The organism is Nocardiopsis alborubida (assembly GCF_012396365.1).
GTDB classification, from domain to species: Bacteria; Actinomycetota; Actinomycetes; order Streptosporangiales; family Streptosporangiaceae; genus Nocardiopsis; species Nocardiopsis alborubida.
This window is the reverse complement of sequence record NZ_JAAXPG010000009.1, coordinates 204,428-220,775: the sequence shown is the minus strand read 5'-3', so window position 1 is coordinate 220,775 and position 16,348 is coordinate 204,428. Positions and strand designations below refer to the sequence as shown.

The window sequence follows — 16,348 nt, the reverse complement described above, 5'->3', positions numbered from 1 at the left end:
CGTTTCCGCTTTGTTGTGTCTTTACTTTATCAGGTGTTCCGCACCCCGCCAAATCGGCGGTTCGTGGTGTTTCTGATCGGGGTAAAGCCCGTTTCCCGTTTCGCTTCCGTGTTTCCTTGGAAGCGCCCTCCGAGCTTATCCGGTCCGAAGCAGTGCTCGGAACGGCGGTTCGGAGGAAGGGGTCGACCGGCCCGGCCGCGGGAACCGCGTCCGTCTCGCTCGGTCTTCCCCAACTCTACCCCCGGCCCGGAGTGCTCGGGACACGTTCACCGGATCTTGGCCTCAGAGCTTCTCGATCGGCGCGTACTTGACCAGGAAGTCCTTCTCGCCGATGTCCGCGCCGAAGTCGATGCGGGCCTTGGTCCTGTCCCCGGCACCCTCCACCAGCTGCACCCGGCCCATGCCGAAGGAGTCGTGGTTGACCAGGTCCCCCACGCTGAGTGTGGGCGCCTCCTTGGCCGCCTTCGCTCCCCCGCGCGACCGGGAGCCGCCGCCGAAGGTGCCGCTGAAGCCGCCCCCGCCCCCGAAACCCCCTGAACTCCGGCCGCCGATGCTGCGGCTGGGCGGAGCGGCCAGGGTGGACTCGGCGCGGCGCCAGTCGACCAGGGACGAGGGGATCTCGTCCAGGAAACGGGATGCGGGGTTGTAGGAGGGGGTTCCCCAGGCGCTGCGCACGGCGGCGCGGCTGACGTACAGCAGGCGCTGCGCACGGGTCAGGCCCACGTAGGCCAGGCGGCGCTCCTCCTCCAGCTGCGTCTTGTCGCCGAGTGTGCGGGTGTGCGGGAACACCCCGTCCTCCATCCCGGTGAGGAAGACCGCGGGGAACTCCAGCCCCTTGGCCGCGTGCAGGGTCATCAGCGTGACCACACCGCCCTCGTCGTCCTCGTCGGGGATCTGGTCGGTGTCCGCGACGAGGGAGATCCGCTCCAGGAAGTCGACCAGTGTCGGCGCCCCGGGGTCGACGGCCCCGTCGGCCTCCTCCCCGTCCTCCGTGGGCTCCTCCTCCAGGAGTGCGGCGAAGGTGTGCTCGAACTCGCGGGCGACGTCGACGAACTCCTCCAGGTTCTCCACCCGGCTCTCGTCCTGGAGGTCCTTGGACTCGGCCAGCTCGGACAGGTACCCGGTCTTGCTCAGCACCGCCTCGACGATCTCCGCGGGCGTGCCCTCCGGCACGGTCTTCTCCAGCTCCTCCAGCAGGGCGATGAAGTTGAGCACCGCCTTGACCGAGCGGGTGGCCATCCCCGGGATCTCGTCCACCCGGCGCAGCGCCCGGGAGAAGGAGATGCGCTCGCGGGCGGCGAAGAGCTCGACCGACTCCTCCGCCCGGGCCCCGATCCCCCGCCTGGGCACGTTGAGGATGCGCCGCAGGCTGACGGTGTCCTCGGGGTTGGCCAGGACCCGCAGGTAGGCGAGGACGTCGCGGATCTCCTTGCGCTCGTAGAAGCGCACGCCGCCGACGATCTTGTAGGGCAGCCCGGTGCGGATGAACACGTCCTCGAACACGCGGGACTGGGCGTTGGTCCGGTAGAACACCGCGACCTGGCTCGGGGTGAGCGTCCTGTCGTCGGTGAGCCTGTCGATCTCGCCGACCACGAAGGCGGCCTCGTCGTGCTCGTTGTCGGCGACGTAGCCGACGATGGCCGGCCCGTCACCCTGCTCCGACCACAGGTTCTTGGCCGGGCGGCCCTCGTTGCGGTCGATGACCGCGTTGGCCGCGGACAGGATGGTCTGGGTGGAGCGGTAGTTCTGCTCCAGGAGGATGGTGCGCGCGTCGGGGAAGTCGCGCTCGAACTCCAGGATGTTGCGGATGGTGGCGCCGCGGAACGCGTAGATGGACTGGTCGGCGTCGCCGACCACGCACAGCTCCGCGGGCGGCACCACGCTGGTGTCGGAGCCCTCGGCCACGCCGACCAGTTCGCGGATGAACACGTACTGGGCGTGGTTGGTGTCCTGGTACTCGTCGACCATGACGTGCCGGAACCGGCGCCGGTAGTACTCGGCGACGTCCGGGAACATCTGGAACAGGTTGACGGTGACCATGATCAGGTCGTCGAAGTCCATCGCGCCCGCCTCGTGCAGGCGGCGCTGGTAGAGCTGGTAGGCCTCGGCGAGCTTCTTCTCCTGCTCGGTCTGGGCCTGTCCGGCGAACGTGTCGTAGTCGACCAGCTCGTTCTTGAGGTTGGACACCTGGGCGGAGAAGGCCTTGGGCGGGAACCGCTTGGGGTCCAGGTCCATCTCCTTGCACACCAGCTGCATCAGGCGCGCGGAGTCGGCGGAGTCGTAGATGGTGAAGCTGCTCGGGTAGCCGAGCCGGGCGGCCTCCCTGCGCAGGATGCGCACGCACGCGGAGTGGAAGGTCATCGTCCACATGCTGTTGGCGGCGCGCACGCCCAGCAGCGCCTGGATGCGCTCGCGCATCTCGGCGGCGGCCTTGTTGGTGAAGGTGATGGCGAGGATCTCACCCGGGCGGACACCGCGCGCGGCCATGAGGTGGGCGATGCGGTGGGTGAGGACCCGGGTCTTGCCGGACCCGGCACCCGCCACGATCAGGAGCGGGGAGCCGCTGTGGGTGACGGCGTCGCGCTGGGGACCGTTCAGACCTTCGAGAAGCTGTTCTTGGGAGGACACGGCATCCAGGTTACGGCCGCCCGGTGACGCTGCCGTCCCCGTCCACAGGGACGGGCCCCCACACGCCCGTTTTGTCGGGCAAAAGCCCCCTGACCGGCGTCTTACGCTGTTTCGGTAGGGGCCTCCGGTCGGAGGCCCTCGTGTTCTGAGAGGGAGTTTCCTTGAGCATGCGTGTGTTCGTCGACTGCGACCCGGGGATCGACGACGCCGTCGCGCTCGCCTACCTGGCCGCTCGGCCCGAGGTGGAGATCGTCGGCGTCGGGGCGGTCTTCGGCAACAACAGCGTGGACGTCACGACCGACAACGCGTTGCGGCTGCTGGAGCTGTACGGCCGTCCGGACGTCCCGGTGGCGGTGGGCGCCGCGCGTCCGCTGGTGCAGCCGCCGCGTCTGGCCGCGCACGTGCACGGAGGCAACGGCCTGGGGGACGTTGAGCTGCCCGAGCCCGCTGGCCGTCCGGTGCCGGGGACGGCGGCCGAGCTGCTGGTGCGCCTGGTCCGCGAGAACCCGGGCGAGATCGACGTGCTGGCCGTGGGGCCGCTGACGAACCTGGCGATCGCGCTGGCCCTGGAGCCGGAGCTGCCGAGGCTGGTGCGGCGCCTGGTGGTGATGGGTGGCGCGCTGCGTGTGGCGGGCAACGTGTCCTCGCACGCCGAGGCCAACATCAGCAACGACCCCGAGGCGGCGGAGGCGGTGTTCGCGGCCGGGTTCGACCTGGACCTGGTGGCGCTGGACATCACCATGAAGACGGTGGCCACCACCGAGTGGCTGGCTGAGCTGGGGACGGTCGCGGGCGAGCGCGCCGCGCGCACGTCGGCGTTCCTGGACTTCTACGCCGACTTCTACTCGGGGATCTTCGGGGTCCGCCAGTGCGCGATGCACGACCCGCTGGCCGCGGCGGTGCTGGTGGACCCGCACCTGGTGACGGAGTCCTTCGAGGCCCCGGTACGGGTGGAGCTGACGGGGACGCTGACGCGGGGGATGACCGTGGCGGACCTGCGCCCGCGTCCGCGGGACGACGACCGCCGCCCCGCGCGGGTGGTCACGGGCGTGGCCGAGGCCGAGTTCCTGGGGCGGATGCTCGACTCGCTGCGCTGAGAGGTCCCGGGGTCGTCCACAGGTCGCGGGAGGGGGTGGCGGTGCGCTCCCGGACGGTGGTCCCATGGATAAGGGGGGTCCCCAGGGCCTCCGGCCTCGCCATGCCCCGCGGTCCGCGTCCGCCCGGTGCACCCGCCCGGTGGTCCGCACCGGGCGGACCGTGGCGACTCCCACCGGGGGCTCCCCGCCTCGGGAGTCCTCACGCGGACCCTGAGCTTCGGCGCGCCGCTCACCGCCGTCGGGCCGGCCAACGGCCGTGGCGCCCTGCGCCGGGCTCAGACCAGTCTGCGGGCCGTGGCCCAGCGGCTCAGCTCGTGGCGGTTGGACAGCTGGAGCTTGCGCAGCACCGAGGACACGTGCGTCTCCACGGTCTTGACGGAGATGAACAGCTCCTTGGCCACTTCCTTGTAGGCGTAGCCGCGCGCGATGTGGCGCAGGACCTCGCGCTCGCGCTGCGTGAGCCGGTCCAGCTCGGGGTCCACCGGCGGGGCGTCGGTCGCGGAGAAGGCGTCCAGCACGAACCCGGCCAGCCGCGGGGAGAAGACCGCGTCGCCGTCGGCCACGCGCACGATGGCGTCGGCCAGCTCCCTGCCGGAAATGGTCTTGGTGACGTAGCCGCGGGCGCCGCCGCGCACCACGCCGATGACGTCCTCGGCGGCGTCGGAGACCGACAGGGCCAGGAAGCGGATCTGGGGGTGCTGGGCCAGGACGCGGCGCAGCACCTCCACGCCGCCGCCCCCTGGCAGGTGGACGTCCAGCAGGACGAGGTCGGGCTGCTTCTCGCCGATGACGTGCACGGCGCCGTCGACGTCGCCGGCCTCGCCGACCACGTTCACGGCGTCGCCGAGCTCACCGCGCACACCGCTGCGGAACAGCCGGTGGTCGTCCACGATCACGACGCGGGGGACCGCGTCACCGCCACTGAAGGTCGTGCTCTCGTCTGCCACACCGTGGACTCTACCCACGCCGGGGCCGACGGGGGCACCCGCGTCGGGGGCTGTCCGCTTTCGGCCGTCATCCGGTCCCGGCTGCGGTCGCGGTGGGCGAGCGGAACCGTCCGTGCCCTCCGCCCGGTCCGCGCCCTACAGGTCGGGGACGCGCGGCATGCGCAGCTGCACCTCGGTGCCCTCGCCGGGACCGGTGCGGATGCGCGCGGAGCCGCCGTGGCGCTCCATCCGGCCCAGGATGGAGCCGCGCACGCCCATGCGGTCCTCGGGGACGGCGTCCATGTCGAACCCTGCGCCGCGGTCGCGGACGAACACCAGCACCTCCTCCTGGTCGACCTCTCCGAACACCGAGATGCTGTCCGTCCCGGCGTACTTGGAGGCGTTGACCATGGCCTCGCGTGCGGCCCGGAGCATGGCGGCCAGCGCGTCGTCCATGGGGCAGTCGCCCACGCACACCACCTCGATGGGAACCCCGTGCTCCTCCTCGACCTCGGCGGTGACGCGTTCGAGCGCGGGCGAGACGGTGGTGTCTGCGTCGGCGGGCCGCTGGTAGAGCCAGCTGCGCAGGGCGCGCTCCTGGACGCGGGCGAGGCGCTGCACCTCGCGGGGGTCCTCGGCCCGGCGCTGGATGAGGGTCAGGGTGTGCAGGACGGAGTCGTGGATGTGGGCGGCGAGTTCGGCGCGCTCGGCGTTGCGGATGCGCTCGCGGCGCTCCTGGTCGCGTTCGCGGACCAGTCCGATGATCCAGGGGGCCACGATGAGGGCGATGCCCGCGAGCACGGTGAAGGCGAAGGTCAGGCCGGCACGGGCGTTCTGGAGCTGTTCCTGGAAGACGAGGAAGCCGATGGCGCCGACGACGACGAGCAGCACGCCGGCGACCGCGCGCATGATGCCCTTGGGCGAGGAGCGGCTGACGGTGCTGGTCATCCACTGGTCGCGCTGGGACGGGTTGGCCTGCTGCCAGAGGATGATGCCGCCGAGGGCGCCGAAGACCACGAACCACAGCAGCGGGTCGAAGACGCCGCCGAAGAGCAGGAACAGGAGGCCGAGTCCGGCGGCGAGGCCGACGTAGGCGATGAGTTGGGAGAGGTCGCGGCCCTTGCGGCGGCTCTCGGACTCGGCGGTCTCCTCCTCCGAGGAGTCGTTGGGGACGAAGAAGTACAGGGCGGCGTAGACGGCGATGCCGATGCCGCCCACGGACAGCGCCATGAAGGCGAGGCGGACCACCACCGGGTCCAGGCCCAGGTGGCGGGCGAGCCCCGCGGAGACACCGCCGAGGAGCCTGCCCCTGACCGCGCGGGTGAGTCGCGGGGTGTCCGCGGCCGTTGCTGCCACCGCCCGATCACCGCTTTCGTCCGTGCGGCGGGGAGGATGTACGCGCCCGCCGCGTTCGTGGGTCCTGTGCTGTCCAGGATGCCCCCTCCGGCGCCGACCGGACATCGGGGGCACGCCCCTGGTCCTGGCCGGGCCCCCGTCAGGGTGGGTTCAGGGTCGTCCCGGATGTGCTGGTGGACGGTGGCGGGTGACCATGGGTGGGTGAGGAGAGCGCGGTGAGTGACCATGACTGACGACCCGGTACCGGAGGGCGCCCCGGCCGCGTCCGCTGCCGGTACGGCGGAGGCGGACGCCGGGACCTCCGTGCGCGAGCTGCGCAAGGGGGACGAGGACCGGGTCCTGGCCGGTGTGTGCGCGGGCCTGGGCCGGTACACCGGGGTCGACCCGGTGGTGTGGCGTGCGGCCTTCGTGCTGACCTCGTTCGCCGGGGCGGCGGGTCTGCTGCTCTACATCGCCGCGTGGATGCTCATGCGCGACGCCCAGGGCGTCCCGGCGACGTTCGAGCAGATGCTCAACCGCAGTATCCCGCCGCGGACGGTGCCCAAGCTCCTCGCGGTGGGGTTGGCGGTCGCGACGACGTTCAGCCTGGTCGGCGGACTGGGGTGGTCGACACTGGTGCTGGCGGTACCCCTGGTGCTGGGGCTGCTTGCCGCACGCAACCGGGGCGTGGACCTCCGGACGGCGTTCGCCGAACTGCGCGAGGACCTGCGGACCACGGAGCCGCCGCCCGCGACGCCGTCCCCGGAGCCGACCGCGACCTACTACAACCCGGCCCAGCCGTGGGCGTCCGCGCCGCAGGGGCCGGTGGACCTGGCGGTGGTGTCGGAGCGCACCGCCGCGCGGGACTCCGGGGAGACCGGTGACGAGGACGAGGGCGAGGAGGAGCCTTCCGGCGAGGCGGGAGGGTCCCGCACGCGGAAGGCGGAGGACGGTTGCTCCCTCCCGAAGGGCAGGCGTCTGCCGCTGGCCTCCCTGGCCCTGTGGACGGTCGTGGCCGGGGCGGTCCTGGTGCCGGTGCTGGAGTTCGGCTGGTCGTCCTCGCTGTGGAGCGGTCGGACGGCCGACCTGCTGCTCGGGCCGGAGACCGGGGTGTTCTTCCTGGCCGGCTCCCTGGCGGTGATCGGCGTGTACGCGCTGGTCGGCGCCTGGGCGGGCAGTCCACGGGGGCTGATCCCGATGGGCGCGGCGGCCGTTCTGCTGCTGGTGCTGGCGTCGGTGACCGATCTGACACGGGTGCGGATCGGCGACGAGACGTGGCGGCCGACCACGGTGGCCGCGGCCGAGTCCGGCGACCACCGGCTCACCGTGGGCTCGGGAACCCTGGACCTGACCGGGCTGGAGGACCTGGAGCCCGGCGGGACCGTCGACGTGTCGCTGCGGATGGGAGCGGGCCGCGTGGAGCTGGTCCTGCCCGAGGACGCGGAGGTCGCGGTGCACTCGGAGATCGGTCTGGGGGCCGTGGAGTTCGGCCCGAAGGACGGGCGGGACGACATGTTCGGGGTCTCACTGGACTACGAGGAGGTCCACGGGGCCGCGGCGGACACCGGGTCGCGAGGCGGCGACGGGGCCGGGGCCCCGCGGATCAACGTGCGCACCGACTCACTGGTCGGGGTTGTGGAGGTGAAGCGTGGCGGAGCGTAGGACTGACTGGGGCTCGCTGGTCGCGGGCCTGCTGTTCCTCGGCCTGGCGGTCGGATTCGTCATGCGCGGCACGGGCGACTGGGAGTTCAACGTCCTGTGGGTGCCGCCGGTGCTGTTGGCGGGCCTGGGCGCGGCCGGGGCGGCCCGCGCGCTCACCCGGCCCCGGCGCGAGCGGCCCTCCACGGAGAGCCGCTCCGACACCCTGGAGTGACGGACACACCCCCGGACGCGGGGGTCACGAGAGCCACAACGGAAAACACCAGGACCCGCTGGGGACGCGGGAACGCGGGGCGCCGACCGGGACGGGGAGGCGCCCCGCGGCTTGTCCGGGCACCCGGGCCGGACCCGTCGGTGCTCATCAGGCCCGTCGGGGCTCAGGGCCGCGGGCGCTGCTCGGCGATGGCCGCGAACGCCGTCACGTCCAGCGACTCGCCCCGGGCCGAGGGGTCCACGCCCGCCGCGCGCAGGGCGGTCTCGGCCGCGGGCGGCGAACCGGCCCACCCGGCCAGGGCGGCGCGCAGGGTCTTGCGGCGCTGCGCGAAGGCGGCGTCGATCACCCGGAAGACCTCCTCGCGGCTCGCCGTGGTGACGGGCTGCGGGCGGCGGATGAGTTCGACCAGACCGGAGTCGACGTTGGGTGCGGGCCAGAACACGTTGCGGCCGACCGATCCCGCGCGGCGGGCCCCGGCGTACCAGGCGACCTTGGCCGAGGGCACCCCGTAGACGCGGCCGCCCGGGGAGGCGGTGACGCGGTCGGCGACCTCGGCCTGCACCATGACCAGCACCCGCCGCAGGCTGGGCAGCAGCTCCAACAGGTGCAGCAGGACCGGGACGGACACGTTGTAGGGCAAGTTGGCCACCAGCGCCGTGGGCTCGGGGCCGGGCAGCCCGGTCACGCGCATGGCGTCGCCGTGGACGACGGTGAGCCGGTCGGCGAGGTCGGGCGCGTGGTCGGCGACGGTGCCCGGCAGGGCCTCGGCCAGCGCCGGGTCGATCTCCACGGCGGTCACGTGGCGCACGTGCGGGAGGAGCGCCAGGGTGAGCGAGCCCAGACCCGGGCCGACCTCGACGACGGTGTCCTCCTCGGTGACCCCCGCGACCCGCACGATGCGGCGGACGGTGCCGTGGTCGATGACGAAGTTCTGGCCCAGGGTCTTGGTGGGCCGGATACCGAACCGCTCCGCCAGTGTCCGCACGTCGGCGGGGGTGAGCAGGCGGGAGCGGTCGTCGGGCGCGGGTGTCTGTGTCACCCCCACATCTTGCCAGCTCCCGCACGTCGTCCCGTTTACGGCGGATCTGTGCGGCGGTCCGTGCGGTTCTCCGACCGCCGTCCCGCTCCGGGTTCCGTTCAGTCGAACAGGTGCGTGCCGCGGTGGGGCCGCTGCCTCCGCCAGTCACCGCCGGCGCCGTCGTAGAGCTGCTGGGCGCGCCGGGCCTGTTCGGCGGGGCTGGCGTCGCAGGGCGGGCCGCCGTCCCCCGCTGCGGCGGCGGGTGCCTTTCCCCGAGGCGTCGGTCTCCGGAGTGCTGGACATGACGTATTCGCCCTTTTCGGAAAGGTCGGTACGGTTTTCCCATGCTCTGTCCGGCGCGGGCGCGCTCCGGCGCGCCGTCGCCGGCGGAGGGGTGACGGAAATTTTTTTCCGGAGGCGGAAAACGACACTTCTCCCAGCGAACACCGACACATTAACACCCCTTGTCGGAGCGCTTTTGTATCTGACCGAAAAAGGCGGGGCTGTGCGCGGCCCTTCGAGCCCGCATTCCCCTTTCGCCCCCTTTCCCGCATTTCCGCTCCCCTCTCCCCCGGCACCCGGCGGGGCACCGCCGTGGCGCGACGGAAGCGGAGACTGCACAATGAACCGAGCGCCGTTCTGGTCGCGCGCGCTCCCCTCTACCGCCTTGGAGACCTCCCCATGGGACCCCTGAACGGAATCCGCGTCGTCGAGTTCACCGGGATCGGCCCGGCACCGATGGCCGGGATGCTCCTCGCCGACCTGGGCGCCAGCGTCATCCGCCTCGACCGCCCCGCGGCCGCCGACGCGATGAACGCCGGCGCGGGCGGGCCCCACATGAGCGAGGGGCGCACCGTCCTCCCCGCGGACCTCAAGTCCGAGGAGGGCCTCGCGCTCGCCCGCGACCTGGCCTCCCGCGCCGACGTGCTCCTGGAGGGCTTCCGACCGGGGGTCATGGAGCGCCTGGGCCTGGGTCCCGAGGCCTGCCTGGAGGCCAACCCGAGCCTGGTCTACGCGCGGGTCACCGGCTGGGGCCAGGACGGGCCGCTCGCCCGCACCGCCGGGCACGACATGAACTACATCTCCGTGAACGGAGCCCTGCACGCCATCGGCCGCGCGGGCGGCCCGCCGGTCCCCCCGGTCAACCTCCTGGGCGACTTCGCCGGGGGCACCATGTTCGCGGTCACCGGTGTCCTGAGCGCGCTGGTCGAGCGCCAGTCCTCCGGCCGCGGCCAGGTCGTGGACGCCGCGATGGTGGACGGCAGCGCGCTGCTGATGTCGATGCTGCACGAGGACCGCGCACGCGGCTCCTGGAGCGACGAGCGCGGTACCAACTACCTGGACACCGGCGCCCCCTGGTACGACGTCTACGAGTGCGCCGACGGCCGCCACGTGTCGGTCGGCTGCATCGAGCCCCAGTTCTACGCCGCGTTCCTGGAGGGCGTCGGCCTGGCCGGGGAGGACCTGCCCGACCAGTGGGACCGGGAGGGCTGGCCCCGGCTGCGCGAGCGGTTCGCCGAGGTCCTGCGCACCCGCACCCGCGACGCGTGGGGTGAGGTGTTCGGGGGCGCCGACGCCTGTGTGATGCCCGTCCTGTCCCTGGAGGAGGCCCCCGACCACCCGCACGTGCGCGCCCGCGGCTCGCTCGTGCGCGACGGCGACCGGATCCTGTCGGGCCCGGCGCCGCGCTTCGACCGCACCCCGGGCGGGGTCACCCGGGGCACCGAACAGCCCGACACCGCGAAGACCCTCCAGCAGTGGGGCATCACCCCCTGACCGAAACCCCGTCCGCGCGCCGCCCTTCCCCGGCCGGAGCGCTTCCGCGCACACCGTCACACGTCACCCTCCCCACGCGCCGGGCCCCGCGGATCCCCCTACGCGGCGCGAAGAGTGGCTAGGGTGAGCGACCAGTCCGGCTGAGCGCGCGACGGGGGGTCCGCCATGCCACGACGGCTCGTCACACCGGGGGCGCACTGGGGAGCGCGCCTGGGTGCCCTGCTGCTGTCCGCGACGGTGCTGCTGTGCACCGCGCCCGCCGCGTCCGCCGCGGTTCCCGCCGAGACCGAGGCCCTGTCCGGTCCGGAGGGACCGGCCGGGCAGCGTGAGGGACCCGTGGTGCTCGTGGGGGTGCCGGGCCTGCTGTGGCAGGACGTTACTCCCGAGACCACACCGACCCTGTGGGGAATGGCCGAGGAGGGCTCGATCGGCAACGTGTCGATCCGCACGGCCACCTCGCGCACCTGTCCCACCGACGGCTGGCTGTCGGTGTCGGCCGGGCAGCGCGCCCTGTCCATCCGGGAGCGCTTCACGGTGTGCGAGGCCGCCCCGGAGCCCCAGCGCACCGGCTCGGGCGCGGTCGTCCCGGGTTTCGACGCCTACGTCAGCCAGAACGCGAGGACCTTCTTCCGCGCGCCCGTGGGGCTGCTCGGGCAGACCGTGCACGAGGAGGGCGGGACCACGCTCGCCGTCGGCCACGGCGCGGCCCTGGGCGTGGCCGACGCCTCCGGGCGGGTGGACCACTACGTCGACGACGTGCGCGATCTGACCACCGACCGCCTGGAGGGGGTCTCCCTCGCGGCGGTCGAGCTGGCCGGGCTCACCCGTCTCTACCCCGACTACCCGGATCCGCCGATCACCGACGAGGAGGCCCGGGAGGCCGCGCAGGAACCGGTCGGTGAGGCCGCCGACGAGGACGAGGAGGCGGACGGGGAGGCCGGGGGACCGCCCGAGCCCAACCCCGACGACGTCCCCGAGTGGGAGCGCGACAAGGCGCTCGCCGCCATGGACGAGCGGCTGAGGACGCTGGAGCGCGTACTGCCGGTCGGATCGTCGCTGATGGTGGTCGGCGTCTCCATGGACACCGGGCCCTCCCAGCTCACGGTGGCCGTGTCCGGGGAGGTCTCGGAGGCGGGGTTCACCGGGGACGGAGCCTTCCTGGCCTCGGACTCGACCCGCCGGGCCGGGCTGGTGGTGCTCACCGACACCACACCGACCGTCCTGACCGCCCTGGGGATGCGGGCCACCGAGCCGACCAGCGGCCGGGCCTGGCACCTGGCCGACCGGCCGCCGCGGACCGACGAGGCCGTCGGACGGCTGGTGGAGTTCAACACCGCCGCGGTGGTGGTGGGCGCCGCCGTCCCGGGCTTCTTCAGCGGTCTGGTCGCCTTCCAGCTGCTCATCTACGCGGCGGCGGCCTACGCGCTGCACCGCTACTCCAACCGCCAGCGCGGCAAACGCGCGCGCGTGCTGACGCTGACGCGGGCGGTGGCGCTGGCCGGAGCGGCCTTCCCGGTGGCCAGCTACCTGGCCAACCTCATCCCGTGGTGGGCCTCGTCCTCTCCGCTGATGTCGCTGCTGGTGTGCGTCCTGGCCGCGGACGCCCTGGTGGTGGCGCTGGCCATGGCGGGACCGTGGCGGCGCACCGCCCTGGGCCCGATGACGGTGGTCGCGGGCGCGACCACGGCGGTGCTCTTCCTGGACCTGTGCTTCGGCGCCTACCTCCAGATGAACTCGCCCACGGGGTACTCGCCGATCGTGGCGGGCCGGTTCTACGGGGTCGGCAACATCGCGTTCGCGACGTTCGCGACCGGCATGCTGATGACGGTCGCGGGGATCTCCCACGAGCTGGTCTCGCGGGGCTGGCGCCGCTCCGCCGTGGCGGTGACCCTGGTCGTCGGGGCGGCGACGGTGCTGATCGTGGGCTGGCCAGGCCTGGGCACCGACTTCGGCGGGGTGATCGCGCTGATCCCCGGCCTGGCGGTGACGACGATGATGATCGCCGGGGTACGCGTGACGGCGGTGCGCCTGGCGGTGGTGGCCCTGGTGACGGTGACGGCGATCTCGCTGATCTCGTGGCTGGACTACCTGCGTCCGCCGGAGGACCGCAGCCACCTCGGGGCGTTCGCCGCCCAGGTGGTCAGCGGCGAGGCGGGTGCGGTGGTGGCCCGCAAGCTGAGCGCGATGCTGGGGACCCTGGGCAACTGGCAGCTGACCCTGCTGGCGGCGTGCGCGCTGGTGTTCCTGTTCGTGATGCTGCACCGGCCGACCCACTGGCGGATCGGCGCGCTCCAGGTGGCCTACGAGTACGCGCCGACGCTGCGCGCGGGACTGACCGGCTCCCTGGTGACCGCGCTGGTGGGCTTCGCGGTCAACGACTCGGGGGTGGCGATCCCGGCGATCGCGCTGACGGTGGTGGTACCGCTCACACTGTCGGCGTGCGTGTGGGCCCTCCAGCAGAGGGACGAGGACCGGACATCCGATCCCGAACCCGTCGAGAACGCCCAGTGCATGTGATGCATACCTCATAAAGCACACGGAGAGCAAAGGACGCGAGCACGACCTTGCGTCGCTCACGTCACGAATCGGCCACGGCGCTGTGGTAAAGTCCGTGGCCGGGCGGCTTCTCGCGGGAGACACCCGGCGCTTCGCCGGGCGCAGAACCGGCCCGACCGACCGTTCGGAAGAGGCCAGGCACCGCCGTCCGACGGCCACCCCCGCCGCACCGGCGGGGAATGCCCGCCCCCGCGGGCTGGTTTGCACAGTTGCCGAGGGCGGGAGTGGCCCGAGGCAGCGACTCGGCGCCCACCGGCGCACCGTCCGTCTCCGCCGCCTCCATCGCAGAGCACGGACACGCAGGAACTTCCGGTCCGGCTCCGTACGTTTGCCCGATGACCCCGCTTCACGCGGACCTGTCCGGCAGACCCAGGCGAGAAGGGCGTTTCACCCCCGTTCGGGGGCAACACGCAAGGAACTTGATGAACCATCAGCTTGGCCACCGCGGTAACACGACCAACGTCCCGGTCGGCACGCGCTCGTGGAGCCGTGTGCGGCCCACCGCGCCGACCCGTCGGGCGAGGCCCGAATACGCCGGAGTCGCCATGCCCGACCTGAACATCTCCTCCACCCTGCACGACGCCGGACGGGTTCTGGCGTTGGACGGGGAGATCGACATGGCCACCGAGCACCGCTTCCAGGAGGCGGTGACCGAGGCTCTGACCACGCAGCCCTTCGGCCGTGTGGTCCTGGACTGCGCCGACCTGCGGTTCATCGACTCCAGCGGTCTGCGCGTCCTGATCCGCGCGCACAAGGCCGCCAAGGAGCAGAAGGCGGTCCTGGCCATCGCCTCCCCCATCCACCGGGTGCTCCAGACCCTGCGGGTGACCTCGCTCGACACGCGCATCCCCGTCTTCACGACGGTCTCGGAGGCGCTCACGGCGCCGCGCGCGTAGCGCCCGTGCCGCCCATCCCCGGGCGTCCTCCCGGGACACAGGTTCACAGCAAGCACGGTCACGGCAAGCACGGCCACAGCAGACACCGGCCACAGCAAGCGCGAGGGGCGCGACCACCACGGTCGCGCCCCTTCGTCGTGTTCGGGTCCGTCGTGTCCGGGCGGCGGGGCCGACCGGGACGACCGGACCGGTTCTACTCGTGCCCGCGACCGCGGTCGCGGAGCAGCCGCTCCGCGGTTCTGTTCACCACGCGCACCGGGTAACCCCCCGCGAAGTCGAACGCGAACAGGGCGACACCGCGTTGGTCGGCGTACTCGACGGCGGCGTCCGTGTAACGCGAGGAGGTGAAGAACACGGCCACGTCACCGACCCGGGCCGCTCCGACCAGCTGCTGCACCTCAGGGCGCCCAACGCCTTTGGAGCCGTAACGTTTGACCTGCACGGAGATACCCGAGGCGGTGACATCGATCCCCGCGTCACCCGACGGAGGCGTGGCCCGGGCTCCCCGGAAACCCCGGCTCCGCAGCCACTTCGCCACGAATGCCTCGGCCTCCGTGGGCGTGTGGATCCGCGTCCGTGCGCGCTCCCGCGCCTCCTGCCTCCTCTCCCGCTCGGCTGCGGCCCCCTCCTCCATCACACGCGCCAGCCAGCCCTTGGGCCGGGCCGCCGTGTCCTGGCCCTTTCTCGCCCGCCTGCGCCTGCGCAGAGCGGTGAGCGCCCAGTACAACAGCAGGCCGCCCAAGGCCGACGGCCCGAGAGCGTCGATGAGAGCGGACCCCTCGGAGCGGTATTCCACGAACAGGGCGGCGGAGAACGCCGCCGAGACCAGGACGAAGACCACCGTGGACCGTTCTGGCCCGGTCCGGATCGCGGGCGAGTTCGCCTCGCCATCCGAAGACGACGCGGGGGATGAGGGTGAGGAGGGGGATGGTTCTGGAGTCACTCTGTTTCCTCTGCTTCCGAGGATGCCGACTCTTTGCAGCAAACCAAGAAGAGGTCAAAAAGGAAAAACTGAGCATATAGGACATATGTTGGCCGCGTCCGGACGCGGCCGCTGCCGGGCCCCACCTGCTCGCCGGCTCCCGCCAACGGCCCCTGGCCACGCTCTCCTCAGCCCGGGCGAGCGCGCGGAGACGATCTGATGTCCGAGCCGTTGACGGCCGCGTTGCGACCGCCCCGCCGTGTGGGCAGGCTCCGGACCCGTCCGGACCGGGTACTGGGCGACAAGGCCTACTCCAGCAGGGTCAACCGGGGCCACCTGCGCCGCCGCAAGACCAAAACGACTGTCACCCGGCCCAGGGACCGGTGTGAGCACCGCCGCCGAAACACCGTGGAGCGGTCTGTCAACCTGCTCAAGCAGAACCGGGCGGTCGCGACCCGCCATGACAAGCGGGCCGTGGTCTTCGACGGGACTGTGTTGGCGGCTTCGATCCGGATCTGGGGCTCCGCGACCTCATCCGTCCACAAAACAGTGCCTAGAAGAGCAGCAGCCAGACGCCGAGGACGGTCACCGCGGCGTTGACCAGGAAGAAGACCACGACCCACAGGGTTCCCGGCACACCGGTGAGCCGGGCCAGCTGGTCGGCGTCGGAGTGCGGTGAGGGGTTGCGCCCGCGCTGGGCCTGGAGCTCGATCACCGGCCGCACGCCCGCGAAGAGCAGGAACCAGATGAAGAGGTAGGCGAAGGCCGCCTGCACCTCCGGCGGGGTGAACCAGCTGATCCCGAACACCACCGCGCCGGTCGCCACGATCGACACCACGCCGTAGACGTTGCGGATCATCAGGAGCATGGCGGCGAGCACGACGATGCTCAGCCACAGCAGGGCGGTGATGCGGTCCGACATGAGCATGAGGATGCCGAGCAGACCGATGACCGACGAGGCGACGTAGCCCGCGAAGACGGTCAGGATCATGCCGATGCCGGTCGGCTTTCCCCGGGAGACGGTGACCCCGGAGGTGTCCGAGTGCAGACGGATCCCGGTGAGCTGGCGGCCGCTGAGCAGGGCGACCAGGGCGTGCCCGCCCTCATGGGCGATGGTGACGACGTTGCGCCCGATCCGCCAGGGCGGGCCGAGCAGTACGGCCGCCAGGGCCAGCACCGCCGCGGTCACGATGATCCACCGCTCCGGTTCGGGCTGGACCGACAGCACTTCCTGCCAGACGTCGCCCAAGGTTGTTCCCACGTGTGCCCCCGACTCTGGTTCGGCCCGATCGTGCACGGGCCCACCGGTGCGCGCCGCGGT

At 72.3% G+C, this 16,348-nt stretch carries 12 protein-coding genes; 6 read left to right on the top strand and 6 right to left on the bottom strand.

Annotated features, from left to right (window positions below; genetic code table 11):
* Window positions 1-282: 282 nt before the first annotated feature.
* On the bottom strand, window positions 283-2,628 hold the full coding sequence (gene pcrA / locus HGB44_RS12130; protein WP_061081898.1) for a DNA helicase PcrA: 2,346 nt from the start codon (window positions 2,626-2,628) through the stop codon (window positions 283-285).
* Between the two features lie 167 nt (window positions 2,629-2,795).
* Between pcrA and HGB44_RS12125 the strand changes: the two genes are divergently transcribed.
* Entirely contained in the window at window positions 2,796-3,725 is a 930-nt protein-coding gene (locus tag HGB44_RS12125; protein ID WP_061081897.1) for a nucleoside hydrolase, read from the top strand.
* A 275-nt stretch (window positions 3,726-4,000) separates the two neighbouring features.
* Here HGB44_RS12125 and HGB44_RS12120 read toward each other — a convergent pair whose 3' ends face one another.
* Complete coding sequence (locus tag HGB44_RS12120; RefSeq protein ID WP_061081896.1) at window positions 4,001-4,672, bottom strand: response regulator; 672 nt, start codon at window positions 4,670-4,672, stop codon at window positions 4,001-4,003.
* Window positions 4,673-4,807: 135 nt separating this feature from the next.
* Window positions 4,808-6,007 carry an ATP-binding protein gene (locus tag HGB44_RS12115; protein WP_061081895.1) on the bottom strand — a complete coding sequence of 400 codons (1,200 nt, stop codon included), beginning with the start codon at window positions 6,005-6,007 and terminating at the stop codon, window positions 4,808-4,810.
* Between the two features lie 219 nt (window positions 6,008-6,226).
* Here HGB44_RS12115 and HGB44_RS12110 point away from each other — a divergent pair, with 219 nt between their 5' ends.
* Window positions 6,227-7,648 carry a PspC domain-containing protein gene (locus tag HGB44_RS12110; RefSeq protein WP_061081894.1) on the top strand — a complete coding sequence of 474 codons (1,422 nt, stop codon included), beginning with the start codon at window positions 6,227-6,229 and terminating at the stop codon, window positions 7,646-7,648.
* Entirely contained in the window at window positions 7,635-7,859 is a 225-nt protein-coding gene (locus HGB44_RS12105; protein WP_061081893.1) for a hypothetical protein, read from the top strand. Before HGB44_RS12110 ends, HGB44_RS12105 begins: the two co-directional genes overlap by 14 nt.
* 163 nt (window positions 7,860-8,022) lie before the next feature.
* Here HGB44_RS12105 and rsmA read toward each other — a convergent pair whose 3' ends face one another.
* The gene (gene rsmA / locus HGB44_RS12100; RefSeq protein WP_061081892.1) at window positions 8,023-8,904 is read right to left on the bottom strand and encodes a 16S rRNA (adenine(1518)-N(6)/adenine(1519)-N(6))-dimethyltransferase RsmA; all 882 of its coding nucleotides are present in this window, start codon (window positions 8,902-8,904) and stop codon (window positions 8,023-8,025) included.
* 654 nt (window positions 8,905-9,558) lie between these two features.
* On the opposite strand from rsmA, the gene HGB44_RS12095 reads away from it, so the two are divergent.
* From HGB44_RS12095 to HGB44_RS12085, 3 genes are all read left to right on the top strand, one after another.
* Window positions 9,559-10,653: a CaiB/BaiF CoA transferase family protein gene (locus tag HGB44_RS12095; RefSeq protein WP_061081891.1), complete on the top strand. Its 1,095-nt coding sequence runs from the start codon at window positions 9,559-9,561 to the stop codon at window positions 10,651-10,653.
* A gap of 165 nt (window positions 10,654-10,818) precedes the next feature.
* Window positions 10,819-13,170: a hypothetical protein gene (locus tag HGB44_RS12090; protein WP_061081890.1), complete on the top strand. Its 2,352-nt coding sequence runs from the start codon at window positions 10,819-10,821 to the stop codon at window positions 13,168-13,170.
* A 584-nt stretch (window positions 13,171-13,754) separates the two neighbouring features.
* Window positions 13,755-14,105, top strand: coding sequence for an STAS domain-containing protein (locus HGB44_RS12085; protein ID WP_017567895.1), 351 nt, complete (start codon window positions 13,755-13,757; stop codon window positions 14,103-14,105).
* A gap of 193 nt (window positions 14,106-14,298) precedes the next feature.
* Here the strand turns inward: HGB44_RS12085 and HGB44_RS12080 are convergent, their stop codons facing one another.
* Window positions 14,299-14,946, bottom strand: coding sequence for a restriction endonuclease (locus HGB44_RS12080; RefSeq protein ID WP_061081889.1), 648 nt, complete (start codon window positions 14,944-14,946; stop codon window positions 14,299-14,301).
* A gap of 634 nt (window positions 14,947-15,580) precedes the next feature.
* Window positions 15,581-16,276, bottom strand: a complete 696-nt coding sequence (locus HGB44_RS12070) for a M50 family metallopeptidase (protein WP_061081888.1) — start codon at window positions 16,274-16,276, stop codon at window positions 15,581-15,583.
* Window positions 16,277-16,348 lie beyond the last annotated feature (72 nt).